Genomic DNA, 24,737 nt, shown 5'->3' on the forward strand with positions numbered 1-24,737 from the left:
TCGCCCAGCCACGGCCTTGGGGCCTGCTGATGACATATGCCGCGTGTATCGTCACGCCGTTTAAAAGGTCCTCTCAACCGTCTGTGTCTGACGGAGCGCCACGATTCCCGCGGCTACTGAACCCGAAACGCCTCCCGCGGGCCGCCACTGGCTCGCCGTTCATGGACTCCGTCACCGGAATGCCGTCCGGGTCCGGGGTGCCTTTGTCGGGAACCGGTTCAGCTGCCGGAGCGGGCTGCGCCATGAACTCCACCAGCATCGCCATCACGTCCTGGGTGAGGCTGGGGGCTACGGCGTCGGCAACGATCTGGGCCAGATGCCTGCGTACCGGCGTCTCCTTGTGGCCACAGATACACGAGGTCGCCGTCCTCGAGGCCATGCCGTGCCCTTCGAGCGCATCGGCAGCTGTGCCAAGCATGTCGTCTGTGATGAGGTGCCGCATGACGTCCCCTTTCGCACACGGTGATGTCACCAGCGTAGGTCAGACCAGATCGCGCCAGAAGGCGTGCAGAAATCGCCGTCGATTCGCTCTGCGCACTAGAGGATGCCGCGAGGCCTTTCCTCGAGGGGGTCCGCGGAGACGGCCAGCGGGGCTACGCCGGTGAGGTGCGTGAGGATGGCGTTCCATCCGGACATATCTCGTGCAGCGTGGGCGAGGCCTGCGACGGTGACCGGAATCGCGACGACGGTGCTTCCATCGTCTGGGTGGGTGATCACTGAGCCGGCGATCTTGTCGAGCACCCGCGCTTCGGCTTCTTCGGGGAGCAGTCCCTCGAAGGTGAACCGGATGGCGTACGCGGGCATGACGTTCATGGTGTCACGCCTGCACAGTCGCGCTCGTCTGGCTCGTCGCGGCCATCCCAGCAACCGGGACGAGCCTGCGCAGTCGCACCGCACGACGCTCGACCAGGAACCACGAGGTCAGGGCAAGGGGCAGAACGGCGACCAGCGAAACGGCGGCGAAGCCGAGGACACCGAGCACGCCAAGGCCCGCGATCGCCAGCAGCTGCTGCACAGGCCACCCGTACAGATAGACGCCATACGAGACGTCGTTGCGGGCCCCAACCCGGAACGGAAGCGCCCGGCCGAGCCACAGCAGCACCACGGCAAACGGGATCGGCGAGGCGATCACGAAAGCGATCCACCCGAGACCAGCCAAGGCCAGGAGCGAAGCCGCCGCGCCGGCGACAAGCACACCACGCGGCTGCCACCCGGACAGGAACACCATCATCCCCGCGGCGAAACACGCCCCCAGCCGCGCACCAGCGACAACAACGTTCGGGAGCTCCGTGCCATTCACCGCGACGACGAGCAGCAGGCTCGAGGCGCCACACAACGCCGTGGCAGCAGCCAGCCGGAACCACCTGAACGCCAGCAAGATCCCAGCAGCGATGTAGCAGGCCATCTCGAACGCGATGGTCCACAGCGGCCCGTCCCAGAGCCGCGGATAGGGCGCTGTCGCCAGCGTCGTCCCGATCGCGCCTTGCTCCCCGGTCAGCGGCCAGGCCGCAGCGACCCAACGCGCGGCCTCACCGACCGGGTACGGCTGCCCGGAGAACACCGTCGAGACGGGCACGATCACGAACGCGACGACGACCAGGCACACCCAGTAGCCGGGCCCGATCCGCAGCAGCCGCCGCCACAAGTAGGTGCCGACCGGGAGCCGCAGCCGGCTCGCCGTGATCAGGTACCCGGAGATCGCGAAGAACCCCATCACGGCGACGTCGCCCGTGTGGACCGCGAGCTCATTGGCGCCAGCGCCGCTGAGCCCCCACGAGTGGACAACGATCACCGTGGCCGCCAACACGAGCCGCAGGAAGTTGAGCGCGTTGTCGCGGCCGTCGAGCGCCGCCCACGAGCGCGCGGCTCCGGCCCCCTGTCCCCGTGACATGCGGTCGAGTGTGCCCGACCTCCGCCGATCAGGCGCCAGATTGGCCCAAACCATCTTCACCGACGGAGGGCGCCCGCACCCGCCGTGTCAGACGACGCGCCAAGGCGTCCATCGACGCGCAAGGCGGCCTCGGGCCGCCGTCGCGCGGCCTGATCCCTGACCGCGAACCCAGGCACCTGGGGCCCGGCACCCGTCACGTTGACCTACCGGTGGTACCGAGTGCGCTGACGGCCGCGCGAGTGGCGTCGTGAAGAAGCCCTCAGTCGGTAGCTCGACGCCCCGGTCTCGAGGCCACATATGGGCTGTGGGTAACGGCCGAGGGGCCGTCGCCCCGCTGCCGACCTACCGGCTAGACCACCTGCCGAACGTGCTGCTTGCGCCGCACACGGGCTGGTACTCGGAGGAGTTGGCCACCGAACTCAAGCGGCGCACCGCGCATGACGCGTCGCCGTTGTCCTGGGCGGGAGCCGCGGAACGTCGTCGCGCCGGCATGACCGGGCTCGAGCGACGTGCGTCGACCTCTGGTCAGGCGGGCCGGGACACCTGGCACGCCAGCCGGTCGGGCGCCTGGATGCAGTAGGAGTCGGTCAGCAACTCGGCTAGCTCCTCCCAGTCGGTGTCCTCGTCGAGAAGCAGCCCCACCACGTTGCGGCCCCAGGAGGCGCGGAAGTAGGGCGCCCCGAGGTGCTCGAGGGCCATCACCTCGTCGAGCTCGGCTCGAAACGTGATCCGGAACAGCTGGTCCCCGCCGCCGAATACATGGGCGACGGTCGCCTGACCGACGCGCCAGGACACGCCGGTCCACGCGTCCTGCTGCACGCACTCTGGGAAGCGCAGCAGGTCGCTCAGCCGATGAACCCACTCTGCGGGCACGGGCGGGCGCTCTGGCATCTCCCGAGTCTGGCACAGGCCGCCGACAGCCCACCGGGTCAGCCCGGTCAGCCGAGTTGCGAGCCGGTCGCGGAGGCAGCGATGACCGCGCCGGACGCAACAACCGTCCGGTCCACCTCTTTTGGCCGGCTGCCGCGACTGGTCAGCAAAACGATCCCGGCCAGGCTCTGTGGCAACGCGCCGCGGCCCGCCGCTCCTTCCCCTGGATGCTTCGCCCGATGCCACCAGGGTGGTACGCCGCCTGTGCAGGACGTCGCCGCAGGTCAAACGCTGTTTTGAGCACGCTGAGCACGGCGAAGGTGGATGAGTCGGCCGATACGCCGGGTTCTGTCCCGCACCGCCGTTGCCAGCGGTGCGGTGGCGGCCATCCATCTAGGCCGGTCATTGCTGGCCGGCTCGAGCGTCCTACCCGCGCACTCGACCGGGCCGGTCTCGAACGTGCGCTGTCTGGACTTGCTCCGGGTGGGGTTTACCGAGCCGTCCCAGTCGCCTGGGACGCTGGTGGTCTCTTACACCACCGTTTCACCCTTACCGGCTGCCGAAGCAGCGGCGGTCTGTTCTCTGTGGCACTGTCCCGCGGGTCACCCCGGGTGGCTGTTGGCCACCACCCTGCCCTGTGGAGCCCGGACGTTCCTCGGCAGGGCCAAGGCCCTGACGCGACCGCCTGGCCGACTCATCCATGCGACAGCATAAGGCCCCGTATGCCGTCCCGCCGAGTCCGTCCACCAGCGTGAGCGCCCTAAGGCCGGGCCCACGTGACGCGGGTCACAGTTGCTCGAGCACGTCAACGATCACGAGCGTTTGTTCGTCTGGCAGGCGAGAACTCGATCGCAACCGACGCTCAGGACTATGACGACCAACCAAACTGAAGACCAGACCGAAACCGAACCCGGAACCAGAGCGAAGCTGCTCGATCTCTCCCTGACCCAGCTGCTGGGTGGCTCGATGGCGGCTGCCACCGCCGCGGCGCTGGGCTCCCGACTCGGTGTCATGGGCACGATCGTCGGTGCCGCGGTGGGCAGCGTCGTCACGGCCGTTGCCGCGAGCATCTATACGAGCTCGATGTCGCGGGCGCACCGGGCCGTCGTCGCGGCGCGCGCCTACAGCCGGGGCCTCGGAGAGGCGCCACGCCCGCAACGGTGGCGGCGGCCCGACCAGGCCGCGACCCGGCGCATCCTCGTGACGACGGGAGCGATCTTCGCCATCGCGGCGGCGTTCCTCACCGGGCTCCAGCTCGCGACCGGCGCACCCGTCACCGGCACCAACCTCGGCGGCCGCTCGGTGGTGGCCGGCACCGTGGATCGATCGCCGAGCACCGAGGACCATTCCCGGCCGGCGATCCCCCGGGGAGCCTCCACCGGCACCCCCGGGCCAGCCACACCGAGCGGCACGGCGACGACCGCGCCGGACGCCACTCCGGCCCAGACCACACCGGGCCAGCCCCAGACAACAGAGCCGGCCCAAGGGGTCTCCGAGACGGCTACATCCCCGGCCAGCTCGCCCTCCGCTTCCACACCGGTGAGCGGCGGGACCACCCCAGCCGGCCGCTGACCCGTCTGCCCGGCTGGCCGGGCACCCCACGTCGCAGGATGGCCCGACGGACCGCCAGGAAGGGTCGCAGGCCGGCGAGCTGAGCCCACCCGCGCCGGTCGTGGCGGTCCCTCGGGCACGCTGCCGGGCCCACGGCATACGGCAGAGTCGGCCCGCACGGTGACCAGCCGGGTGGACACTTCCCCCATGGACGACCCGAGCATCGCCGAGCGACCGGTCGACCCGCCAGCGACGTCGCCCGGCCCCACACCACCCCCGCCACCCGCCGTGCGCGCCCAGCTGCTCGCGACCGAGCACTGGGGGCTGCTCGCCTCGCGGAGCACCACGCAGGCTGAGGTCCTGACCAGGATCGCCATCTTCCTGACCATGGTCTCGGCCGGCCTGGTCAGCATCGGGCTGCTCGGTCAGGTGACCCGGTTCGCGGACTGGTTCCCGGTGGCGGCCCTGGCCGTGTTGGCCTTCTTGTCGCTCGTAGGGCTGATGACCCAGGTGCGGGTGCACAACGCGTCGGAGGAGGACCTCATGTACGTCGTCGCGATGAACCGGCTGCGCGGCGCGTATGCGGACCTCGACCCCGGCGTCGAACCGTACTTCCTCGCCTCCGTCGACGACGACGAGGAGGGAATGGCGCAGACGTACTCCTTCATGCGCAAGCGGACGGTCAGCCACGCGATCGGCAGCTCCGGGCTGCTCATCACCATCGTGACCGGGCTGATGCTCGGGATGCTGACGGGCGGCATCGTCGCGCTGGCCGGCGGCACGAAGGGGCAAGCGATCGCAGTCGGCTGCGTCGTCGGCGTGGCCAACGTGGCAGGCATGACCGTCTACGGGATGTGGGCGTATGCCGTCGCGTGGCGGCACCATGAGCCGCTCCGGGGCGCTGCCTCTCGCGGGCGGGTGCGACCCATCGCTCCGGACCGCACGCGGAGCCATCCACAGGCCTGACCCTCGGGGCCCGGGGACCCGAGATCGCGGGTGGCCGCGGGTCACGGCTCCGAGCACCGGGGCCCGGTGCACGGGGAACTGCCGTGGCAGCGTCAGACCAGCGAGAGTGCGAGGGTGCCGGTGCTGATATCGACGGTGTCGACGCGCACGCGCACGGCGGAGCCCGCAGACGCACGGCCCTGCGCCTTCGCGAGCACCGCGGCGTCCGTGAGCTGGACGACCACGCCCTTGTCGTTCTCGTCCACGACCACAGCGTCAAGAGTCTGCCCGACGCGGTCGACCAGCTCGGCGGCCTCGACTGCGTCTGTGCAAGCCCGCTCCACGCCGTTCGCCCGTCGGTCCGACGCGGACATGATGGTGGGGAGCGTGGTCAGCGCCTCGCGCGCCCAGGTGGGCACGTCCGTCCCGGCCGACAGGGCCTCGCAGATCGCGAGACCGAAGCGGTCGACGAGCCGTCGCAGCGGGGCGGTGACGTGCGCGTAGGGGTTCGCGACCGCGGCGTGCATGGGTTGCTCCGGCACGGTCCCGTCGAACGGTGTGTAGCCCGCGCCTCGGAAGAGGGTGGTGGCCTCGTGGATCAGCGCGAGGTGCCTGGGGTTCTCGTGGTCGAGCGTGCGCAGGAACTCGCCGTACGCCATGCCGTCCTGCCACGGGACTCCCGCAGCCGCGGCCTGCCGCCGGAACCGCGACAGGTCGCGCGGGTCGGGCGGGGGCATGGTGCGTAGGACGCCGACCCGACCCTTGAGCATGAGATCGGCTGCTCCCATGCCGGTGAGCAGCGAGATCTGCGCGTTCCAGTCCTCGGAGGGCAGGAGTGGCCGGAAGAGGATGGTGAAGCCGCCCGACTGGTCCTCCTTGACCTCCTGCTCCGGCATCGGCAGCGTCGCTCCCCCGCGACGCCGCTCCAGCAGGACCCGCTTCTCGCCGACCTCCTTCAGCAGGCGCAGGCACTCCTCGGCAGACCCCTCGTCGACGACCCGCTGGACTTCGTCGTAGTCGTAGCGGCGGACGCTGCGGACCATCGCGCGGTACACCTCGACGGCCGTGCCCTCGCCGTCGGCCGCGAGCTCCATGTCCCAGACGAAGGCGGGCCGCACCTGGCCCGGAAGCAGGCTCGCGGCTCCCTCGCTCAGCTCCGTGGGGTGCAGCTGGACACGCTCGTCGGGACAGTAGACGGTCTGCCCCCGACGACGAGCCTCGGCGTCCACGGCGCCGCCCACCCGGACGAACGCCGGGACGTCCGCGATGGCGTAACGGACGCGGTAGCCGTCGCCCTGGCGCTCGATGTACATCGCCTGGTCGAGGTCCATCGACGACGCCGGGTCGATCGTGATGAAGGGAACCGCCGTCTCGTCCCGGTCGGGCAGCGCGGCTGCCGCGGCTGCCTGTCCGGCCTCCGCAAGCACGTCGGCCGGGAACTGCTCGGGGAGGTCGAACTCCTTTCGGATCGCGTCGAACCGGGCCACCAGCTCCTGCGCCGTGTCGCCCGGCTGCGGTGCCGGGCGGAAGACGATGTGTCGCGAAGGCATGGCGCAACCCTACGCACCGAACCCGCCCGTTGCGTGGGCGTCAGGGCCGCTCCCTAGGCTTGGCGCGTGCTCATCCTGCTTCCGCCGTCCGAGGGCAAGTCGCAACGGCGTCTCGGCGCCTCGCTCGACCTCTCGGACCTGTCGTTTCCCGAGCTCACGCCGATGCGCGAGTCCGTCATCGTCGCGGCGACCCAGGTGAGCGCGCGCCCTGACGCGTTCGAGGTGCTTCGAGTCAGCCCCAACCTCGTGGAGGACGTCGAGCGCAACACGAGGCTGCTCAGCGCCGCCACCGCTCCCGCTGGTCACGTCTACTCAGGCGTCCTCTACGACGCGCTCGGCTTCGACTCCCTCGACACCGCCTCGCGGCGCCGCGCGCTGCGCCGCGTCGTCATCGTGTCGGCGCTCTTCGGCGCGGTCCGGCTGGGAGACAGCATCCCGGCATACCGCCTGCACCTGTGCGTGCACCTGCCCGGCATCGGCCCGCTCGCCGCCGCCTGGCGGCCAGAGCTCGCGCCGGTCCTCGAGCGCGAGGCCGGGCGACGCCTCATCGTCGACTGCCGCTCCTCGACGTATGCCGCCGCCTGGGCTCCCAAGGGCGCGCTCGCTGAGCGCCGGGTGCTGATCACCGTGCCCGGTGCGTCGCACATGGCCAAGCACACACGTGGCCTCGTGACCCGTCGTCTCGTCCAGGCGCCGGAACGGCCGAACCACCCTGAGGACCTCGCCGACCTGCTCGCCGACACCTTCGACGTAGCCCTGACCGAGCCACCCCGGCCCGGTCATCCCTGGCAGCTCGCAACCACGATCCGAGCCTGAGCGACCGGCTGATGCCTGACCTCGCCCTGCTCCTCGAGAGGGTCGGACCGATCCTCGTCTTCCTCGTGGCGATCACGGTCGTCGCCGAGATCGCCGACCTCGCCGGCGTCTTCGACGAAGCAGCCCATTACGCGGCGCGTGTCGCGCGGGGGCACGCCGTCGTGCTGTGGCTTCTTGTCGTGGCGCTGGCCGTCGCCTGCACCGTCGTCCTGAGCCTGGACACCACCGCGGTGCTGCTGACCCCGGTCGCCATCACCGTGGCCCGGCAGGTCGGCGCGCCGCCGCTGCCGTTCGCCATGACGACGCTCTGGCTGGCCAACACCGCCTCCTTGCTGCTGCCCGTCTCCAACCTGACGAATCTCCTTGCGCTGCATCCGTTCTCACAGCTTGGGATCGGCACGCTGTCGTACGTCCGGCTCATGGCAGCTCCCGCAGCCGCGGCCATCGTCGGGACGGTTCTGGTGCTGTGGGCGATCCATGGCCGCCGCCTGCGGCTCCGCTACGACACACCACCACGCGCCGAGCCCCATGACCGCGTCCTCATGCGGTTCTCTGCGGCGGTGTGCATCCTGCTCGCGCCCCTTTTCGTGCTCGGGGTCCAGCCAGCGCTCGCGTCAGTCCCGGCCGCCCTGCTGCTGCTCGCGGCGACCGCCCGGCGGGCTCCGGAGCTTCTGCGCCGGGTGTCGGTGCCCTGGCTGGGTGTCCTCGGAATGTGCGCCTTGTTCGTCGTCGTCGACGTGGCCCTGCGGCACGGGCTCGAACCGCTGGTTCGAGCGCTGGTCGGCCATGGCACGAGCGCCCCGGACCTGCTGCGCGTCAGCACCGTCGGCACGGTCTCCGCCAACGCGCTCAACAACCTGCCGGCCTACCTCGCGCTCGAGCCGGCGGTGACTGACGCGCCGGCACGCCTGGCTGCCCTGCTCGTCGGCGTGAACGTCGGACCGCTGGTGACGCCCTGGGCCTCCGTGGCGACGCTGCTGTGGGCGCATCGCTGCCGGTCAGCCGGGCTCGAGGTCAGGGCGGGCTACCTCGCTGCCACTGGGCTGCTCTGCTGCGTGGTCGCCGTCGCCGGTGCCACCCTTGCCCTTGCCGCGACGGCCTGACCCTCGGGCTCAGCCCAGGGCACGACGCAGGTCGTCGACGATGTCGCGGACGTCCTCGAGGCCCACGGACACGCGCAGCACCCCGTCGGTGATCCCGACCGCTGCGCGGGCCTCGGGTGTGAGCCGGCGGTGGGTCGTCGTAGCCGGGTGGGTGATGAGGGACTTCGAGTCACCGAGGTTGTTGGAGATGTCGATGACCTCCAGGGCGTTCATCACGGCGAAGGCCTCGTCCTTGCCGCCGTCGAGCTCGAACGTCACGACGGTGCCACCGGCGAGCATCTGCCGCTTGGCAAGGTCGTGCTGAGGATGCGACTCGAGGAACGGGTGCACGACCCGAGTCACCCTCGGGTGCTGCTCGAGGAACCGAGCCACCTCGAGGGCACTGTCGGCCATCCGTTCGACGCGCAGCGACATGGTCTCGAGGCCTTTGACGAGGACCCAGGCGTTGAACGGCGACATCGACGGGCCGGTGTGCCGCATGAGGTTCTGGACCGGGCCGTCGATGAACTCCTTCGGTCCGAGCACGGCACCGCCGAGAGTTCTCCCCTGGCCGTCGATGTGCTTGGTCGCGGAGTAGACGACGATGTCCGCACCGAAGTCGAGCGGCTTGCTGAAGACCGGCGTGCCGAAGACGTTGTCGACCACGACCTTGGCGCCCGCGGCGTGGGCGAGCTCGGTCACGGCGGCGATGTCGACGAGCTCCTGCATCGGGTTGCTGGGCGTCTCGAAGAACACCGCGGTCGTCGGCGTGGCAAGGGCCTCGCGCCACTGCTCGAGATCAGGACCGTCGACGAAGACCGTCTCGACACCCCAGCGGGGCAGGATCTCATCGAGGATGACGAAGCACGAGCCGAACAGCGCCCGAGACGACACGACCCGGTCGCCCTGGCCCAGAAGGGCGGCGAGCGCGACGAAGACCGCTGCCATGCCGGAGCCGGTGGCGAAGCACGCCTCGGCTCCCTCGATGCGGCGCAGCCGTTCCTCGAACATCGTCACGGTCGGGTTGCCGTAGCGCGAGTAGACGAAGCGGTCGATGTCGCCCTTGAACGCCGCCTCGGCGTCCTCGGCGGTGTCGTAGACGAAACCGGACGTCAGGTAAAGGGCCTCGGCAGTCTCCTCGAAACCGCTGCGCGCCAAGCCTCCTCGCACTGCGAGCGTGTCTGGGCGCCAGCCGGCGGTCGGGTCACTGCCCGTGGGCGCGCTCATCCCTGCACCCACGGCAGACCCGCGACCTTCCAGCCGGAGACGGTCCGGTGCCGCTGAGCGTCGTGGGGACCCTCGAAACCCTCGAGCACGTTGCGCGAGTCGGCCCATCCCGCGGCCGTGGCGAGCTCGGCCGCTGCTACGGAGCGCACGCCCGAGCGGCAGATGAAGTAGAGGTGCTTCTCCTTGCCGATGCCTGCCGCTTCGAGGTCGGACGTGAAGGACTCGTTGAGGGCGCCGTCCGGGAAGCGCTGCCACTCCACACGGACGACCTCCTTGCCGATCGGGCCGAGGTCCGGCAGGCCGACGTAGGCCCACTCCGCGCTCGTGCGCACGTCGACGAGGACCGCGTCGGGCTCGTCGCGCAGGGCGTCCCAGGCCCGCTGGGGGGTTACATCACCGGCGTACGTCATTCTCCGAATATGGCACAGCGTCGTCAGGCGAGATGGTCCGTCCGGTTGGTGAAAGCGACAGAGGCGGACCCGTCCTCCCACACCTCGACAGCGGTGAGGCTGCCGGGTGCGGTTGCCACGGCCCAGAAGCGCTCGCGCGGCGTGCCGAGCACGTCGGTGAGCACCGTGAGGACCGCTCGCCGCGTGGTGACGACGATGACCGTGCCGCCCGTCTCCACCACCGCGTGGTATGCCGTCAGCACCCTGGCGTCGGCACCCTCGCCGGGTGCTGTGCCGGCCCACTCGCGCGACCGCTCCACCTCGGACCCGAGCGCGGCGGCGAGCTCGGACGCCACCTGGTCGGCGACCTCGTCTCGGATCGTGATGACTCGTGCCGAGCCGAGCGGCAGCCGCCTCGCCGCGGTCGTGATCCGGTCCGCGACGCCTGCGTGGTCCGGCACCTGGACCAGCAGCAACCGGAGTGGCCGCGCAGGTCGCGAACCCGCGTCGGAACTGGGCTCAGGCGCAGCCGTGCTCGCGGCATGGACGCGGCGGACCGTCTTGCCGTCCATGGCGTCGTTGCTCAGGGCGTCAGCGGCCTTGTTCTGGGCGCGCGGGATCCACTCGAAACGGACCGAGCCACCTGCCTCGACGAGGCCTGCGCACAGCTCGTTCGCCTCCGAGGCGAGGCGTCGCATGTCCTCGTGCTTGATCTTCCACCGGCCCGACATCTGCTCGACGACGAGCTTGGAGTCCATCCGCACCTGCACCTGCGCGCCCGGGTCGATCTCGGCGGCGGCCTGCAGGCCGGCGATCAGCCCGGAGTACTCCGCCACGTTGTTGCTCTGCTGGCCGAGCGGCTTGGCGAGCTCGACGAGCACGGCTCCGGTCTCGGAGTCGCGGACGACCGCTCCGTAGCCGGCCACACCGGGGTTGCCGCGCGACCCGCCGTCGGCCTCGACGACGAGCCGGCGGCCCGCCTTTCGAGACGTCCTGCTCACAGACCGGACTCGCCCGTGCGGATCATGATCCTGCGGCACTCCTCGCATCGCACGACCTCGTCCTCGGCCGAACGCCGGATACGGTCGAGGTCGACGTTGTTCAGCTCGAGCCGGCAGCCGCCGCACCGGCGCTGACGGATCTCTGCCGCCGCGATGCCGCCGCTCGTGGCCCTGATCTTCTCGTAGAGCGTGAAGAGCTCCTCACCGACACCCGCCACGATGTCGGGTCGACCGGAGCCGACCTTCGCCTCTTCGGCGCCCAGCTCAGCCAGCGCCTGGTCGCGCTCCACCACGAGCTGGCCGACCCGTTCTGACAGGTCCTCGCGCTCGGCGTCGAGCTCGGTGACCCGGGTGCTGAGCGCCTCGGCCCGCTCCATGACCTCGATCTCGACGTCTTCGAGCTCGGCCTGTCTGCGCGCGAGCGAGGTCAGCTCGTGCTGGAGCGCCTGAAGGTCCTTCGCCGAGCCCTGCCCTGCGTCGAGGCGAGCCTGGTTGCGAGCCGCCCGGTCCCGCACCAGCTGGACGTCCTGCTCCGACTTCACGAGCTCCCGCTGGACGTCGTCGGCCGCGGTCCGCGCGTTGACGATCTCGGTGTCCAGGGCCCTCAGCTCGCTCCTCGCGGCCTCGAGCGCCGGGCCCTGTGGGAGCCGCGCCCGTGCGTGGGCGATCTGGTCGAGTCGGGTGTCGATCGCCTGCAGGTCGAGCAGGCGCCACTGGCGGGACGGATCGGCTTTCAGGACACACCTCCGGGTTGGGTCGCCGGGCTGTCGGGCCCGGCGGCGTTCGCACCGACCACGAAGGTCCACGGCTCGGTGCGAATGGCAGACACTCTCGTGTCGACCCTAGTCGCTGCCGGGTGTCGCTCAGCGAGGACGGCGAGAAGGCGGTCGCGGGCGCTGGCGAGCCACAGCGACTCGGTCGCCCAGTGCCCGGCGTCAACGAGGTACGGCGGGCCGTCCCGGGTCTCCTCGCGCGCCTCCAGCACCGGGTGGTGGCGCAGGTCTGCCGTGACGTAGACGTCGGCACCGCAGGCCCGCGCGTCGGGGAACCGGTCGTCGCCCGAGCCACCGAGCACGGCCACGGTCCGCACCGCACCCGCCGGGTCGCCGCTCACCCGGATCCCGCCGGCCGTGGGCGGCAGCACCGCCGCGAGCAGGTCGGCGAAATCCCTCAGTGACATGGTCTCCGGCAGCTCGCCGACCCGGCCCAGCGGCTGTCCGTCCTCGACGGACAGGGCCCGCTGTGCCGTGAGCCCGAGCGTGCCGGCGATGACGGAGGAGACTCCGGGCTCGGCGACGTCGGCGTTGGTGTGGGCCACGTAGAGGGCGACGCCGGATGCGATGAGGCCAGTCACCGAGGCCCCCTTGGCGGTCGTCGTCGCGACGGAGCTCACGCCTCTGAGCAGGAGCGGGTGATGCGTCACGAGCAGGTCGGTCCGCCCTTGTGCGGCCTCGCGGATCACCGCGAGCGTCGGGTCGACGGCGAACAGGATGCGGCGCACCGGCTGGTCGAGGTCGCCCGTGACGAGCCCGACCCGGTCCCAGCCGGCCGCGGTCTCGGGCGGGTAGAGCGACTCCAGGGCTGCGACCACGTCTCGCAGCAGCAGGTCATCCACGTGGGCCCGGCCGGGATCGAACCGACGACACCCGCGGTGTAAACGCGGTGCTCTACCAACTGAGCTACAGGCCCCGTCGCGCACGCGAACGGCGCGCGGCAGGCGGCGGTCAGCCTACGGCATACCCCTCGTGCTTGCGCAGCGTCGCGAGCGCCTCGCGGTACGGCGTGAAGTCGCGGCCCTGCCCGATCGCGCGCACGTCAGTCCAGACGACGCGTCCCTGCTTGTCGAGCAGGAACGTCCCCCGGCGGGCGAAGCCCTCGCCCTCGTCGAACACGCCATAGCTGCGGGCCACATCGCCGTGGGGCCAGAAGTCGGACAGCAGCGGGAAGAAGTGGCCCTCCGCGTCGGCCCATGCGCGCAGCGTGTACATCGAGTCGCAGGAGATCGCGAAGACCTGGACGTCGTCGGTCTGGAAGTCCTCGAGGGTGTCGCGGATCTCGCGCAGCTCGCCGCGGCAGATGCCGGAGAAGGCAGCGGGATAGAACACGACGACGGCCATCTTGGCGTCACGCACCGAGGACAGGCTCACGTCCGCGCCGTACTGGTCGACGAGGGTGAAGTCGGGTGCGGTCTCACCAACGGCCAGCGGGGCGGACGCGTGGACCGAGTGCGCGTTCGTCATGCCGCCAGTGTGACACCTGGCGTACGAGCCCGCCGTCCACCGTCCACAGGGGCGGGACCCGACCCTGGACCGAGACTGAGGGGCGACCCAGCCAGGACTCCCGTCAGCGGCGAGGTCCCTTCGGGGGCATGAGCCGGGTGGCAGCCCACTCGGGCGCGATGTTCACCTGGCCGCCGGTGACGAGCCCGGCGGTCGACGCGGCATCCTCGACATCGCTGGCCTGGACGTGCCCGGGCCGGCCGGACTTCGGCGTGAGCAGCACGATGAAGCCAGAGTCGAAGAGCTTGGTCAGGCCGTCCACCATGAGGTCGACGAGATCCTCGTCGCCGTCGCGGTACCAGATGACCACGCCGTCGGCGCCGTCGTTGAACTCCTCGTCCTCGAGCTCGCTGCCGATGACGTCCTCGAGCGCGAACCGCAGGTCGTCGTCGACGTCGTCGTCATAGCCGAACTCCTGGATGACCTGCCCCTTGGCAAATCCGAGCTTGCTGAAGGACGCCGCTCCCGCGGTCGTACTCACTGTCACCGGTCCTTTCTGTCGTGGCCCTGCGGCCCCACGCTACGTACCCACCTGCACGGCGTGGCCGCGGTGCCACGCCTTGATATGTGCTGGCTCCGACGGTACCGCGAGAGCCCGTCCGACGTGGTGCATCCAGGCGTCGCCGCTCCGTACCAGGTCGGCACCTGGCCCGTGCTGGACCCGAGTGTGACGGCCACCACGGATTGGTAGAGGATGGGTGGGAGCAGCGCCGTCGCCCATCGGCTGCGAGCGCCGCGACCCACGAGAAAGGACGCACGACGTGGCTTCCGAGGCCGGCCCGATCCTCAACGGCATCCCCAGTCAGCTCCCGGACATCGACCCGGACGAGACGCAGGAGTGGCTCGACTCGCTCGACGCGGTGCTCGATGCCCAGGGCCGCACCCGGGCCCGCTACATCATGCTCAAGCTGATCGAGCGTGCCCGGCAGCAGCAGGTCGGCGTCCCGTCGCTGACCGCGACCGACTACATCAACACGATCCCCCCGGAGCGGGAGCCGTGGTTCCCGGGCGACGAGGACGTGGAGCGCGAGTTCCGCCGTTACATCCGGTGGAACGCCGCGATCATGGTGCACCGCGCCCAGCGCCCGGGCATCGGTGTCGGCGGCCACATCTCGACCTATGCCAGCGCCGCGACGCTCTACGAGGTGGGCATGAACCACTTCTTCCGCGGCAAGGACCACCCGGGCGGTGGCGACCAGGTCTACTTCCAGGGCCACGCCTCTCCCGGGATGTACGCCCGTTCGTTCCTCGAGGGCCACCTGAGCGAGGCCGACCTCGACGGGTTCCGCCAGGAGAAGAGCCACATTGTCGACGGGCGCATCGCGGCGGTCCCGTCGTACCCGCACCCCCGCCTGCTGCCGGACTACTGGGAGTTCCCGACGGTCTCGATGGGCATCGGGCCGATGAACGCCATCTACCAGGCGCAGTTCAACAAGTACCTCCACAACCGCGGCATCAAGGACACGAGCGAGCAGCACGTGTGGGCGTTCCTCGGTGACGGCGAGATGGACGAGCCCGAGTCGCGCGGCCTGCTCCAGCTCGCGGCCAACGAGGAGCTGGACAACCTCACGTTCGTCATCAACTGCAACCTGCAGCGGCTCGACGGGCCGGTCCGCGGCAACGGCAAGATCATCCAGGAGCTCGAGGCGTTCTTCCGCGGCGCCGGCTGGAACGTCATCAAGGTCGTCTGGGGCCGCGGGTGGGACCCGCTGCTGGCCGCCGACCGCGACGGCGCGCTCGTGCACATCATGAACCAGACGAGCGACGGCGACTACCAGACGTTCCGCGCCAATGACGGCAAGTACGTCCGCGACCACTTCTTCGGGCGCGACCCGCGCACCGCCAAGATGGTGGAGAGCTGGACCGACGACCAGATCTGGTGGGACCTCAAGCGCGGCGGCCATGACTACCGCAAGGTCTTCGCGGCATACAAGGCGGCGATGGAGCACACCGGCCAGCCGACCGTGATCCTGGCCAAGACCATCAAGGGCTACGGCCTCGGATCCCACTTCGCGGGGCGCAACGCGACGCACCAGATGAAGAAGATGACCCTGGAGGACCTCAAGGCCTTCCGCGACGGGCTGCGGATCCCGATCTCGGACGAGCAGCTCGAGGCCGACCCGTACCGCCCGCCCTACTACCACCCGGGCCCGGACAACGAGGTCATCAGGTACTCCGTCGACCGGCGCAGCAAGCTCGGCGGCACGCTGCCGCAGCGCCGCGTCCGGTTCGAGCCGGTCAAGCTGCCTGGCGACGAGGCGTACGCCCAGGTGAAGAAGGGCTCGGGCAAGCAGGAGGTCGCCACCACGATGGCGTTCGTCCGCCTGCTCAAGGACCTCCTGCGTGACAAGGAGTTCGGCAAGCGGATCGTGCCGATCATCCCGGACGAGGCGCGCACGTTCGGCATGGACGCGTTCTTCCCGACGATCAAGATCTACAACCCGAACGGCCAGAACTACACGCCGGTCGACGCCGAGCTCATGCTCGCCTACCGCGAGAACGAGCAGGGCCAGATCCTGCACCTCGGCATCAACGAGGCGGGCTCGCTGGCGGCATTCACCGCCGCGGGCACGTCGTACGCCACGCACGGCCAGCCGATGATCCCGATCTACGTCTTCTACTCGATGTTCGGGTTCCAGCGCACGGGTGACTCGATCTGGGCGGCGGCGGACCAGATGAGCCGCGGCTTCCTGATCGGCGCGACGGCGGGGCGCACGACGCTGACCGGCGAGGGCCTGCAGCACGCCGACGGCCACAGCCCGCTGCTCGCCTCGAGCAACCCGGCTGTCGTGCACTACGACCCGGCTTACGCCTACGAGATTGCCCACATCATGCAGGACGGCCTGCGCCGGATGTACGGCGAGGGGATGACTCCCGAGGAGTCCAACCTCATCTACTACCTGACGGTCTACAACGAGCCGATCGTCCAGCCGGCCGAGCCGGAGAACGTCGACGTCGAGGGCCTGCTCAAGGGCATGTACAAGCTCAAGGCCGCCGACACCGAGGGCTGGCAGCACACGCCGGCTCGGGCACAGATCCTCGCCTCGGGTGTCGGGGTGCCGTGGGCCCTGGAGGCCCAGCAGCTGCTCGCGGACGACTGGGGCGTCGCCGCCGACGTGTGGTCGGTGACGTCGTGGAACGAGCTGCGGCGTGACGGCCTCGCGGCCGACGAGCGGGAGTTCCTGGCACCGGACGGGCCGCCGATCGTCCCCTGGGTCACCCAGTGCCTCAAGGACACCGAGGGCCCGGTCGTCGCCGTGTCGGACTACATGCGCGCGGTCCAGGACCAGATCGAGCCTTGGGTTCCGGGGACCTTCGCCTCGCTGGGCGCCGACGGCTTCGGCTTCTCCGACACCCGCCCGGCGGCGCGCCGCTTCTTCCACATCGACGGCCCGTCGGTCGCGGTGCGGACGCTGCAGCTGCTCGCCAAGGAGGGCAAGGTCGACGCCGACGTCCCCGCCAAGGCGGCCGACAAGTACCGCCTCGACGACGTCACGGCCGGCACGTCCGGCAACGCCGGCGGCGAGAGCTGACCTCAGGCCCCCAGGGCCGCCGCCGTATGCCGCTGGGCCGGCACCCATGCACGGGTGCCGGCCCAGCGGCATTCCTGGGAGCGGGTGGGAGCGGGTGGGAGTGGGCGGTGCGGGTCAGTGCCCGAGGACCTGGTCGCGCGCGACGAGGCAGATATCCGGCTGGTCGCAGAACACACCGTCGACGCGGGCGCGCAGGAAGGTGACCTCCTCGTCGATGATGCGGCCGTAGTCGGCAGGGTTGGAGCCGATCCGGTAATCGACGCGCAGGAAGGAGTTCTCAGCGCGGAACGTCCACGGTGTCACCTCGAGACCGGCGGCGTCCGCGTCTGTGACGAGGCTGGTCGGCTGGCCGAGCGTGCCGTCGGCGTGGCGTCGGATGACGAGGCCCTTGTCCGGCCCGATGCCGTCGATCCACGCGCTCAGGGACTTGAGGCTCGCCGGGGTCAGCAGGTCGGCGTAGGTGCGCGGGTCTGCGGCGGCAACGAGGTCATAGGGCGTGTCGCCGTTGGTGGCCTGGAACACCGAGTTGGCGTTGAAGCCCAAGGTGGTGCGGAGCGTCACGAGGTTGCCGAGCTCGAACGACTGCACCCACAGCGGGGCGTTCTTCTTGTTGAGGCCGTACTCGGTCACGAGTCGCATGAGCTCGCGCTCGGGGTCCACGCCGTTGGCGTGCTGGTAGGTCGAGTGCTTGATCGCCGGGATGATGCCGACGGTGCGGTGGTACCTCTTCGACAGCGCCTACACGTAGCTGCCCGCGCAGGCGCCGATAGAGGTGATGGCGATGGTGAGTTTGCCCATGTCTGGGACGGTAAGGGCGAAGTCCTGGCTCGCGGGACAACCCCAGGGCAAGCTCAGGGCAATCTCAGGACAAGGCACCGCCAACCTCAGGTCACGCGGCCCCGCAGACAGCCACGCTGGGTCCTCGGTTGCTGTGGACCACCCACCGCCTCGGCGGATGGTCAGTGACGTCGCAGCACTGCGACGTCAGTGGCCATCCCGGGCGCTACGAAGAGAGATGCCCTGGTATGCCGCGGGCTCAGCCGGCGAGGGACAGTGCCGTGCACACGCGGCGCCGGACGCGGTCCGGGTCGGCTAGGTCCGCCCACACGACTCGAACGACGACCCACCCGGCTCGACGAAGGGCGTCTTCCCGCTGCTTCTCGGCAAAGAGCGCCTGGTGATCCTGGTATTTCATCGCGCCGTCGAACTCTACGAGGACCCGCGTGCCTCGGATCTGGAAGTCCGCGCGGTATCGACGTCCCTCGACGACCACGTCGACCTGTGGCTCGGCATCGAAACCGAGCGCGCGGAGCAGGAATGCCGTGCGCGACTCGCCGGGCGACTCGTGTCGGGGCTCGACGAACGGCAGTGCGGCGCGCACCGGGCCGATGCCCGTGTGCGTCGCGAACTGCCCGACCGCCTGCGCGATCTGGGCGCTGGTTGTCCGGGACGCGCGGAGCGCGGCGTCGGCAGGCACGAGGAAGGCCTCCGGTCCAGCCAGGAGCCCGGCCTGCACGGCCGCGTGCGCGACCGGCACAGACCGTGGACTGTACGGGTCGTGAACATCGGGTGATGGGATGCGCAGGTTGCCGGCCGGACGGTGGATGGCCAAACCCGGCCTGGCCGAGGCCACACCGCCGGCTGCCGGAACCAGCATCGTGAGGTGCACGGTGTCGAGGTCCGCGGCATACGTAGGCAGCTCCGCCACGAGAAGGCCGGAGTGGTGGCTCACCGCAGCGCGTGCCCGAAACTGTCGGCCAAGAGCGACTGCCCTAAGCCGGTGCAGCTCCGCACCGACGGGGGCCTCTTCGACGGCTGCGTACCAGCCAGACGTGAGCCGCACACACCGACCCGTCCGCACCAGCCTGGACAACGCGTTCTTGTCGAGCCCGAAACGGGCGGCGTCGCGGGTCGAGAAGACACGGTCGCGCGCAATGAGTCGGAGGTCCATGCCCTGACGCTGCCGCGGACACCCAGGTTCCGGGTCGTCCAGCGCGGTCTCTGTGGACAACCGGGGACCGAGCCGGGAGGCTGTGGATCACTCACCGCCTCGGCAGGCGGTCAGTGACGGCGCAGCACTCCGACGTCGCTGAGCGTTCGGAGCGCTCCCAAGAGAGTGCGCCGCGATGGATGCGCACTGGCGGTGGATAGGTATGCGCGATTGTGCATATACTTGCAGCCGTGTCCAAGGTACTGACCTCCATCCCTGTCGGTGAACGAGTCGGGATCGCCTTCTCCGGCGGCCTCGACACCTCCGTGGCTGTCGCCTGGATGCGCGAGAAGGGCGCGGTGCCGTGCACCTACACCGCGGACCTCGGCCAGTACGACGAGCCGGACATCGACTCGGTCCCCGACCGCGCCGGCCAGTACGGCGCGGAGCTCTCGCGCCTCGTGGACTGCAAGACGGCGCTCGTCGAGGAAGGCCTGTCGGCGATCGCGTGCGGCGCGTTCCACATCCGCAGCGGCGGCAAGACCTACTTCAACACCACCCCCCTGGGCCGCGTCGTCACCGGCACCCTGCTCGTGCGCGCCATGCAGCAGGACGGCGTCTCGATCTGGGGCGACGGGTCGACCTTCAAGGGCAACGACATCGAGCGGTTCTACCGCTACGGCCTCATGGCCAACCCGGAGCTGCGGATCTACAAGCCGTGGCTCGACGCTGACTTCGTCTCCGAGCTCGGTGGGCGTCACGAGATGTCCGAGTGGCTGACGGCGCGCAGCCTTCCGTACCGCGCCTCGGCCGAGAAGGCGTACTCCACCGATGCCAACATCTGGGGCGCCACGCACGAAGCGAAGACGCTGGAGTTCCTCGACGAGTCGATGGAGGTCGTCGAGCCGATCATGGGCATCCGCTTCTGGGACTCGGCCGTCACGGTCGAGGCCGAGGACGTCACGGTCCGGTGGGAGCGGGGCCGCCCGGTCGCGATCAACGGCCGCGAGTTCCCCGATGCCGTCTCTCTCGTCATGGAGGCCAATGCCATCGGCGGACGCCACGGCCTCGGCATGAGCGACCAGATCGAGAACCGCATCATCGAGGCGAAGTCGCGCGGCATCTACGAGGCGCCGGCCATGGCCCTGCTGCACCTCACCTACGAGCGGCTCCTCAACGCGATCCACAACGAAGACACCATCGCCAACTACCACGCGGAAGGCCGTCGGCTGGGCCGCCTTCTCTACGAAGGCCGCTGGCTGGACCCGCAGTCGCTCATGCTTCGCGAGTCGCTCCAGCGATGGGTCGCCTCCGCTGTCACGGGAGAGGTCACGCTGCGGCTGCGACGGGGCGACGACTGGTCGGTCGTCAACACGACCGGGCCCGCGTTCAGCTACCACCCCGAGAAGCTGTCGATGGAGCGCACCGAGGACGCGGCGTTCGGCCCTGTCGACCGGATCGGCCAGCTGACGATGCGCAACCTCGACATCGCCGACTCGCGCGCCAAGCTGGAGCTGTATGCCGGTCAGGGCCTGCTCGGGTCCCGCGCGGCCGAGCTCGTCGGCGAGCTCGCCCCGGGCGGCGCCACCGCTATCGCGGCCAACCCGGCGGCCGCCGACGTCGACAGCACTGACGACGCCCTCGACCGCGCCGCGATGGAGTTCGGCACCGACTGACGGCAGCTGTTCACCTTCCCCAGAGTGCGGACACGTGCCGCGAATGGTACAAACGTACCCGCACACGAACTGGGGAGGTTTCGCATGCGGCGTCGCTCGCTGCCCGCTGTCATCATGCTCGTCTCGACCTGCGTCGCCCTACCGGCCGGTCCGGCCGGTGCCAAACAGGTGGATGACTGGCGGCTCGACTCCAGGCTGGCCGCCGGCTCGTCGACAGCCCAGTCACGGTCGGCCATCCAGTCGACGGCGCAGCAGGCGTCGGCAGCACCGGCACGTGTCAAGCCGACTCCGGTCAGGCTGACCACGGTCACCGTCGGCATCCCGGTCGCCAAGCCGGGCTCGACCAGCGCAGGCGCGAGCAGCCCCAGCCCGGAGACGTCCACGAGCGCTCGCCGGGGCTCGGTCCTCGCGGCCGAGCTGACCCGCGAGGGCACCGGCTTCGACGTGGCAGGCGTGACCTTCTCGGGTCCGGCCCCCAAGGGCCTCACAGTCGAGGCGCGCACCCGCTCGTCCCACGGATGGAGCAGCTGGACGGAGCTCGACGTCGAGCCCGACGAGGGGCCGGACGCGAGGTCCGCCGAAGGCCGTCGGGCGGTCCACGGGACGTCTCCGCTTGTCGCAGCGCAGTCGAACGGCATCCAGGTGCGAGTCCTCACCACCAGCGGTGACGCCCCGCGCGACCTCAATGCGGCTCTCGTGGACGGCGGGTCGACACCTGCAGACGCGACCATGGCCAGCAGCCCGAGGGCCGCCCCGGCGAGCGCCCAAACGGCCCTGTCCGCCCTGTCCGCCACGTCCGCCACGTCCGCCACGTCCGCCACGTCCGCCACCGCAGGCGGTTCGGTGCTTCGACCCGCCATCATCACCCGGGCCCAGTGGGGCGCCGACGAGTCGATGCGTCCGTGCACTCCCGAGGCGTTGACCGGCTATCAGGCCGCCGTCGTGCACCACACGGTCGACTCCAACACCTACACCGCCGAGCAGGCCGCCAGCGTCATCCGCGGCATCTACGCGTACCACACCCAGAGCCTGGCCTGGTGCGACATCGGCTACCAGTTCCTCGTCGACCGGTTCGGCCGAGTGTACGAGGGTCGGCTCGGCGGCCTCGACGGCTTCGTGCTCGGTGCCCAGGCGGGTGGTTTCAACAGCACCACCTTCGGGGTTTCCGTCATGGGCGACTTCACCACGATCGCCTTCCCCCCGGCTGTTGTGACCGCTGTCTCCGACGTCATCGCGTGGCAGGCGGACCGAGCCGGCTTCGACCCGTCGATGCCGGTCGTGCTGACGAGCGGCGGCAGCACGAGATACCCCGCGGGAACGGTCATCACTGTGCCTCGCGTGATGGGCCACCGCGACCTGTCCGCGACCGAGTGCCCGGGCGACCGGGCCTACCCGCAGGTTCCCGCGATCCTATCGCAGGCGGCCGCCTCCTGGCTGGCCGGCCAGGGGCCGAGGTACGTCGCTGCCACGGCCCAGCGCATCCTCGGGACGCTGCAGGTCCAGGGCCCGACAGGGACCCCGTCGACGCCTCCGCGCCAGCCCACCCGGCCCACGCGCTGACCCCCTCCGATGGCCCTCGGTGACCTCGTCACCGCGGGCGCTCGGAAGGGCCAGTCACCGGACGGATCCAGCTCGCTCCCGGCCAGTTGTCGACGGCATACAAACCGTATGCCGTCAGCGCCCCTAGGCTGGCGCCGTGAGCCCCCGACGCCAGCGGCCCAGCGAGGCGACGACGCGTGCCGTCGAACGCAGCTCGGGAGAGCTGGCGACGCTCGCTTCGCGCCGCATGGAGGAGAACCTTCGCTGGTATCGCAGCCTCTCCGCCGAGGATCGCTCCCAGGTCGGCCTCGTCGCGCAGGCGGGCATCTCGCAGTTCATCGCGTGGTTCCGCCAGGAGGAGGGACACGCGCCCTCGGCGATCTCGATCTTCGCCAACGCCCCACAGGAGCTGACCCGCACGGTGAGCCTCCGGCAGACCCTTGACCTGGTCCGGACGGTCGTGGAGGTCGTCGAGTCGAGAGTGGAGAGCCTCGCCGGGCCGGGTGACGAGCAGCTGCTGCGCGAGTCGGTCCTCCGCTTCTCTCGCGAGATCGCGTTCGCCGCTGCCGAGGTGTATGCCGGTGCGGCAGAGGCGCGAGGAGCCTGGGACGCCCGCCTCGAGGCGCTCGTGGTCGACGCGGTCCTCAGGGGCGAGGCGGACGACTCGATGCAGTCGCGTGCCAGCGCACTCGGCTGGGGCGATGTGTCTCACGTGACCTTCGTCGTGGGCGGCACTCCCCCAGGACGTGGCAGCGCGGTACCGGCGGTCGACGAGCTGCGTCGTTCGGTGCGACAGCACGGCGTCGAGGCCCTCGCGATCGTGCAGCGGACCCGACTCATCGCGATCCTGGGCGGCACCCGCACGGTGCTCCCGATCGTCGAAGCCGTCGCCGACTGCTTCGGTCCCGGCCCGATCGTGGTGGGTCCGACCGTGCCCCACCTGTTCGCAGCCGGGCGGTCCGCCCGCTCGGCCCTGTCCGGACTCTCCGCAGCGGCCGCGTGGCCCGGGGCGCCACGGATCGTGGAGTCGGACTCGCTCCTGCCCGAGCGCGCTCTCGCGGGCGACCCGCCGGCGCGGCGAATCCTCGTCGAGCGGATCCACCGCCCCCTGGCCGCACCCTCTCAGGCTCCCCTGCTGGCGACCGCGACGGCATACCTCGACAGTGGTGGCTCGCTGGAGGCCACGGCCCGTGCCCTGTTCGTGCACCCGAACACGGTGCGCTACCGGCTCGGGCGGATCGCCGACGTGACGGGCTACGACCTCACCGCTCCGAGGGAGGCCTGGGCGGCCCGGATCGCGCTGGCTGTCGGCCGGCTCGGCTCGAGCTCGCCGTGACGGGGACCACACCCGGCGCGTGACGTCCGCCACACGGATGCCGACCTGCCGCTAGGATTTGGAGGATTTCTCCAAACTATCGACCCGGACTTCGTGCCAATCGGTGGCAGGGTCCCCGACAGTAACCGGGAAAGGTTGGACACGTGCTAGCGATCGTCTGCCCTGGACAGGGCTCACAGACACCCGGCTTCCTCACCCCGTGGCTCGAGCTCGACGGGGTGCGTGACCACCTCGGCGCGTACAGCGAAGCCGCCGGCCTCGACCTCGTGGCCCACGGCACCGAGTCCGACGCGGACACGATCAAGGACACCGCGGTGGCCCAGCCGCTCATCGTCGCGGCCGGCCTCGTCACTGCCGGCGTCCTGTTCCCCGATGCCACTGCGCTCGCCGGCACCAAGGCGGCGCTCGCCGGGCACTCGGTCGGTGAGCTCACCGCGACCGCCCTCGCCGGCGTCGTCACGGCCGACCAGGCGATGTCCCTGGTGGCGACCCGTGGCCGCGCGATGGCCGAGGCCAGCGCGGTGACCCCGACGGGGATGGCAGCGATGCTCGGCGGCGACCCCGACGAGGTCCTCGCCAGCCTCGACCGTCGCGGCCTCACGCCCGCCAACATGAACGGCGCAGGGCAGATCGTTGCCGCGGGCACGATGGACCAGCTCGCCGAGCTGCGCGCCGAGCCGCCCGCCAAGGCCCGCGTCATCCCGCTGCAGGTCGCCGGTGCGTTCCACACCCGCCACATGGCCCCGGCAGTCGAGGCGCTCGGCTCCGCCGCTGCGGACATCACCCCCAGCGACCCCGCGCTGACGCTGCTGTCCAACGCCGACGGCCAGGCCGTCTCGTCCGGCGCCGACGCCGTCGCCCGGCTCGTCCGGCAGGTCAGCAACCCGGTCCGCTGGGACCTGTGCATGCAGACCCTCCAGGAGCTCGGCGTGACCGCCGTGCTCGAGCTCGCGCCCGCCGGCACCCTCGTCGGACTGGCCAAGCGCGCGATGACCGGCGTGGAGACGCTGGCCGTGAAGACACCCGACGACCTCGAGTCGGCCCACTCCCTCATCGCAGCCCACACCGGCGGATGACTGGCGCCAGGACACCAACTGGCGGCACGCTCGTGTCATGGCCCCC

Annotated in this window: 23 protein-coding genes, 1 tRNA gene and 1 other RNA gene; 9 read left to right on the plus strand and 16 right to left on the minus strand. The window is 70.5% G+C overall.

Annotation, left to right across the window (positions count from 1 at the left end; genetic code table 11):
* Nucleotides 1-73: 73 nt before the first annotated feature.
* The 5 genes from ACWEOW_RS04425 to rnpB all read right to left on the minus strand — a co-directional run bounded on the left by ACWEOW_RS04425 (nucleotide 74) and on the right by rnpB (nucleotide 3,458).
* Complete coding sequence (locus ACWEOW_RS04425) at nucleotides 74-442, minus strand: hypothetical protein (protein WP_452267942.1); 369 nt, start codon at nucleotides 440-442, stop codon at nucleotides 74-76.
* Between the two features lie 95 nt (nucleotides 443-537).
* The gene (locus ACWEOW_RS04430; RefSeq protein ID WP_452267943.1) at nucleotides 538-804 is read right to left on the minus strand and encodes a hypothetical protein; all 267 of its coding nucleotides are present in this window, start codon (nucleotides 802-804) and stop codon (nucleotides 538-540) included.
* A 13-nt stretch (nucleotides 805-817) separates the two neighbouring features.
* Entirely contained in the window at nucleotides 818-1,891 is a 1,074-nt protein-coding gene (locus ACWEOW_RS04435; protein WP_452267944.1) for an acyltransferase family protein, read from the minus strand.
* Between the two features lie 525 nt (nucleotides 1,892-2,416).
* The gene (locus tag ACWEOW_RS04440; RefSeq protein ID WP_452267945.1) at nucleotides 2,417-2,782 is read right to left on the minus strand and encodes an MmcQ/YjbR family DNA-binding protein; all 366 of its coding nucleotides are present in this window, start codon (nucleotides 2,780-2,782) and stop codon (nucleotides 2,417-2,419) included.
* A gap of 300 nt (nucleotides 2,783-3,082) precedes the next feature.
* Nucleotides 3,083-3,458: RNase P RNA component class A (gene rnpB, locus ACWEOW_RS04445), an RNA gene on the minus strand.
* 173 nt (nucleotides 3,459-3,631) lie between these two features.
* Between rnpB and ACWEOW_RS04450 the strand changes: the two genes are divergently transcribed.
* Complete coding sequence (locus tag ACWEOW_RS04450) at nucleotides 3,632-4,333, plus strand: hypothetical protein (protein WP_452267946.1); 702 nt, start codon at nucleotides 3,632-3,634, stop codon at nucleotides 4,331-4,333.
* Between the two features lie 186 nt (nucleotides 4,334-4,519).
* Nucleotides 4,520-5,278 (plus strand): hypothetical protein, encoded by a 759-nt coding sequence (locus ACWEOW_RS04455; protein ID WP_452267947.1) that lies wholly within the window; start codon nucleotides 4,520-4,522, stop codon nucleotides 5,276-5,278.
* 92 nt (nucleotides 5,279-5,370) lie between these two features.
* Here ACWEOW_RS04455 and ACWEOW_RS04460 read toward each other — a convergent pair whose 3' ends face one another.
* Nucleotides 5,371-6,807: an RNB domain-containing ribonuclease gene (locus tag ACWEOW_RS04460; protein WP_452267948.1), complete on the minus strand. Its 1,437-nt coding sequence runs from the start codon at nucleotides 6,805-6,807 to the stop codon at nucleotides 5,371-5,373.
* A gap of 66 nt (nucleotides 6,808-6,873) precedes the next feature.
* Here ACWEOW_RS04460 and ACWEOW_RS04465 point away from each other — a divergent pair, with 66 nt between their 5' ends.
* Nucleotides 6,874-7,623 (plus strand): YaaA family protein, encoded by a 750-nt coding sequence (locus tag ACWEOW_RS04465; protein WP_452267949.1) that lies wholly within the window; start codon nucleotides 6,874-6,876, stop codon nucleotides 7,621-7,623.
* An 11-nt stretch (nucleotides 7,624-7,634) separates the two neighbouring features.
* Nucleotides 7,635-8,726: an SLC13 family permease gene (locus tag ACWEOW_RS04470; protein ID WP_452267950.1), complete on the plus strand. Its 1,092-nt coding sequence runs from the start codon at nucleotides 7,635-7,637 to the stop codon at nucleotides 8,724-8,726.
* Between the two features lie 9 nt (nucleotides 8,727-8,735).
* Here ACWEOW_RS04470 and ACWEOW_RS04475 read toward each other — a convergent pair whose 3' ends face one another.
* The 8 genes from ACWEOW_RS04475 to ACWEOW_RS04510 form a co-directional block, all read right to left on the minus strand.
* Nucleotides 8,736-9,932 carry an O-succinylhomoserine sulfhydrylase gene (locus ACWEOW_RS04475; protein WP_452267951.1) on the minus strand — a complete coding sequence of 399 codons (1,197 nt, stop codon included), beginning with the start codon at nucleotides 9,930-9,932 and terminating at the stop codon, nucleotides 8,736-8,738.
* The gene (locus tag ACWEOW_RS04480; RefSeq protein WP_452267952.1) at nucleotides 9,929-10,342 is read right to left on the minus strand and encodes a rhodanese-like domain-containing protein; all 414 of its coding nucleotides are present in this window, start codon (nucleotides 10,340-10,342) and stop codon (nucleotides 9,929-9,931) included. The genes ACWEOW_RS04475 and ACWEOW_RS04480 overlap by 4 nt, the downstream gene beginning before the upstream one ends.
* Nucleotides 10,343-10,365: 23 nt before the next feature.
* Nucleotides 10,366-11,322 carry a reverse transcriptase-like protein gene (locus tag ACWEOW_RS04485; protein ID WP_452267953.1) on the minus strand — a complete coding sequence of 319 codons (957 nt, stop codon included), beginning with the start codon at nucleotides 11,320-11,322 and terminating at the stop codon, nucleotides 10,366-10,368.
* Complete coding sequence (locus ACWEOW_RS04490) at nucleotides 11,319-12,128, minus strand: zinc ribbon domain-containing protein (protein WP_452267954.1); 810 nt, start codon at nucleotides 12,126-12,128, stop codon at nucleotides 11,319-11,321. The genes ACWEOW_RS04485 and ACWEOW_RS04490 overlap by 4 nt, the downstream gene beginning before the upstream one ends.
* A complete protein-coding gene (locus ACWEOW_RS04495; protein ID WP_452267955.1) occupies nucleotides 12,056-12,937 on the minus strand; it encodes a Nif3-like dinuclear metal center hexameric protein in 882 nt (293 codons plus the stop codon). The genes ACWEOW_RS04490 and ACWEOW_RS04495 overlap by 73 nt, the downstream gene beginning before the upstream one ends.
* A gap of 1 nt (nucleotide 12,938) precedes the next feature.
* A tRNA-Val gene (locus tag ACWEOW_RS04500) sits at nucleotides 12,939-13,011 on the minus strand.
* Nucleotides 13,012-13,046: 35 nt separating this feature from the next.
* Nucleotides 13,047-13,562, minus strand: coding sequence for a peroxiredoxin (locus ACWEOW_RS04505; protein ID WP_452267956.1), 516 nt, complete (start codon nucleotides 13,560-13,562; stop codon nucleotides 13,047-13,049).
* Between the two features lie 103 nt (nucleotides 13,563-13,665).
* Complete coding sequence (locus ACWEOW_RS04510) at nucleotides 13,666-14,082, minus strand: DUF3052 domain-containing protein (protein ID WP_452267957.1); 417 nt, start codon at nucleotides 14,080-14,082, stop codon at nucleotides 13,666-13,668.
* Between the two features lie 280 nt (nucleotides 14,083-14,362).
* Between ACWEOW_RS04510 and aceE the strand changes: the two genes are divergently transcribed.
* Nucleotides 14,363-17,134: a pyruvate dehydrogenase (acetyl-transferring), homodimeric type gene (gene aceE / locus ACWEOW_RS04515; RefSeq protein WP_452267958.1), complete on the plus strand. Its 2,772-nt coding sequence runs from the start codon at nucleotides 14,363-14,365 to the stop codon at nucleotides 17,132-17,134.
* A gap of 114 nt (nucleotides 17,135-17,248) precedes the next feature.
* Here aceE and ACWEOW_RS04520 read toward each other — a convergent pair whose 3' ends face one another.
* Together ACWEOW_RS04520 and ACWEOW_RS04525 are read right to left on the minus strand one after the other, a co-directional pair.
* Nucleotides 17,249-17,794, minus strand: a complete 546-nt coding sequence (locus ACWEOW_RS04520) for a glycerophosphodiester phosphodiesterase family protein (RefSeq protein WP_452267959.1) — start codon at nucleotides 17,792-17,794, stop codon at nucleotides 17,249-17,251.
* A gap of 376 nt (nucleotides 17,795-18,170) precedes the next feature.
* Nucleotides 18,171-19,085 (minus strand): type IV toxin-antitoxin system AbiEi family antitoxin domain-containing protein, encoded by a 915-nt coding sequence (locus tag ACWEOW_RS04525; RefSeq protein ID WP_452267960.1) that lies wholly within the window; start codon nucleotides 19,083-19,085, stop codon nucleotides 18,171-18,173.
* Nucleotides 19,086-19,315: 230 nt separating this feature from the next.
* Between ACWEOW_RS04525 and argG the strand changes: the two genes are divergently transcribed.
* From argG to ACWEOW_RS04545, 4 genes are all read left to right on the plus strand, one after another.
* Nucleotides 19,316-20,740 (plus strand): argininosuccinate synthase, encoded by a 1,425-nt coding sequence (gene argG, locus ACWEOW_RS04530; protein WP_452267961.1) that lies wholly within the window; start codon nucleotides 19,316-19,318, stop codon nucleotides 20,738-20,740.
* Between the two features lie 84 nt (nucleotides 20,741-20,824).
* Nucleotides 20,825-22,300: an N-acetylmuramoyl-L-alanine amidase gene (locus ACWEOW_RS04535; RefSeq protein WP_452267962.1), complete on the plus strand. Its 1,476-nt coding sequence runs from the start codon at nucleotides 20,825-20,827 to the stop codon at nucleotides 22,298-22,300.
* Between the two features lie 136 nt (nucleotides 22,301-22,436).
* On the plus strand, nucleotides 22,437-23,615 hold the full coding sequence (locus ACWEOW_RS04540; RefSeq protein ID WP_452267963.1) for a PucR family transcriptional regulator: 1,179 nt from the start codon (nucleotides 22,437-22,439) through the stop codon (nucleotides 23,613-23,615).
* Between the two features lie 143 nt (nucleotides 23,616-23,758).
* Nucleotides 23,759-24,691: an ACP S-malonyltransferase gene (locus ACWEOW_RS04545; protein ID WP_452267964.1), complete on the plus strand. Its 933-nt coding sequence runs from the start codon at nucleotides 23,759-23,761 to the stop codon at nucleotides 24,689-24,691.
* The last annotated feature ends 46 nt before the right edge of the window (nucleotides 24,692-24,737 follow it).

Source organism: Monashia sp. NPDC004114 (assembly GCF_053603855.1).

Coding starts and splice junctions, on each gene's coding strand:
- ACWEOW_RS04425 (WP_452267942.1), bottom strand. CDS start 442: ATGCGGCACCTCATCACAGACGACATGCTTGGCACAGCTGCCGATGCG.
- ACWEOW_RS04430 (WP_452267943.1), bottom strand. CDS start 804: ATGCCCGCGTACGCCATCCGGTTCACCTTCGAGGGACTGCTCCCCGAA.
- ACWEOW_RS04435 (WP_452267944.1), bottom strand. CDS start 1,891: ATGTCACGGGGACAGGGGGCCGGAGCCGCGCGCTCGTGGGCGGCGCTC.
- ACWEOW_RS04440 (WP_452267945.1), bottom strand. CDS start 2,782: ATGCCAGAGCGCCCGCCCGTGCCCGCAGAGTGGGTTCATCGGCTGAGC.
- ACWEOW_RS04450 (WP_452267946.1), top strand. CDS start 3,632: ATGACGACCAACCAAACTGAAGACCAGACCGAAACCGAACCCGGAACC.
- ACWEOW_RS04455 (WP_452267947.1), top strand. CDS start 4,520: ATGGACGACCCGAGCATCGCCGAGCGACCGGTCGACCCGCCAGCGACG.
- ACWEOW_RS04460 (WP_452267948.1), bottom strand. CDS start 6,807: ATGCCTTCGCGACACATCGTCTTCCGCCCGGCACCGCAGCCGGGCGAC.
- ACWEOW_RS04470 (WP_452267950.1), top strand. CDS start 7,635: ATGCCTGACCTCGCCCTGCTCCTCGAGAGGGTCGGACCGATCCTCGTC.
- ACWEOW_RS04475 (WP_452267951.1), bottom strand. CDS start 9,932: ATGAGCGCGCCCACGGGCAGTGACCCGACCGCCGGCTGGCGCCCAGAC.
- ACWEOW_RS04480 (WP_452267952.1), bottom strand. CDS start 10,342: ATGACGTACGCCGGTGATGTAACCCCCCAGCGGGCCTGGGACGCCCTG.
- ACWEOW_RS04505 (WP_452267956.1), bottom strand. CDS start 13,562: ATGACGAACGCGCACTCGGTCCACGCGTCCGCCCCGCTGGCCGTTGGT.
- ACWEOW_RS04525 (WP_452267960.1), bottom strand. CDS start 19,085: ATGGACCTCCGACTCATTGCGCGCGACCGTGTCTTCTCGACCCGCGAC.
- ACWEOW_RS04535 (WP_452267962.1), top strand. CDS start 20,825: ATGCGGCGTCGCTCGCTGCCCGCTGTCATCATGCTCGTCTCGACCTGC.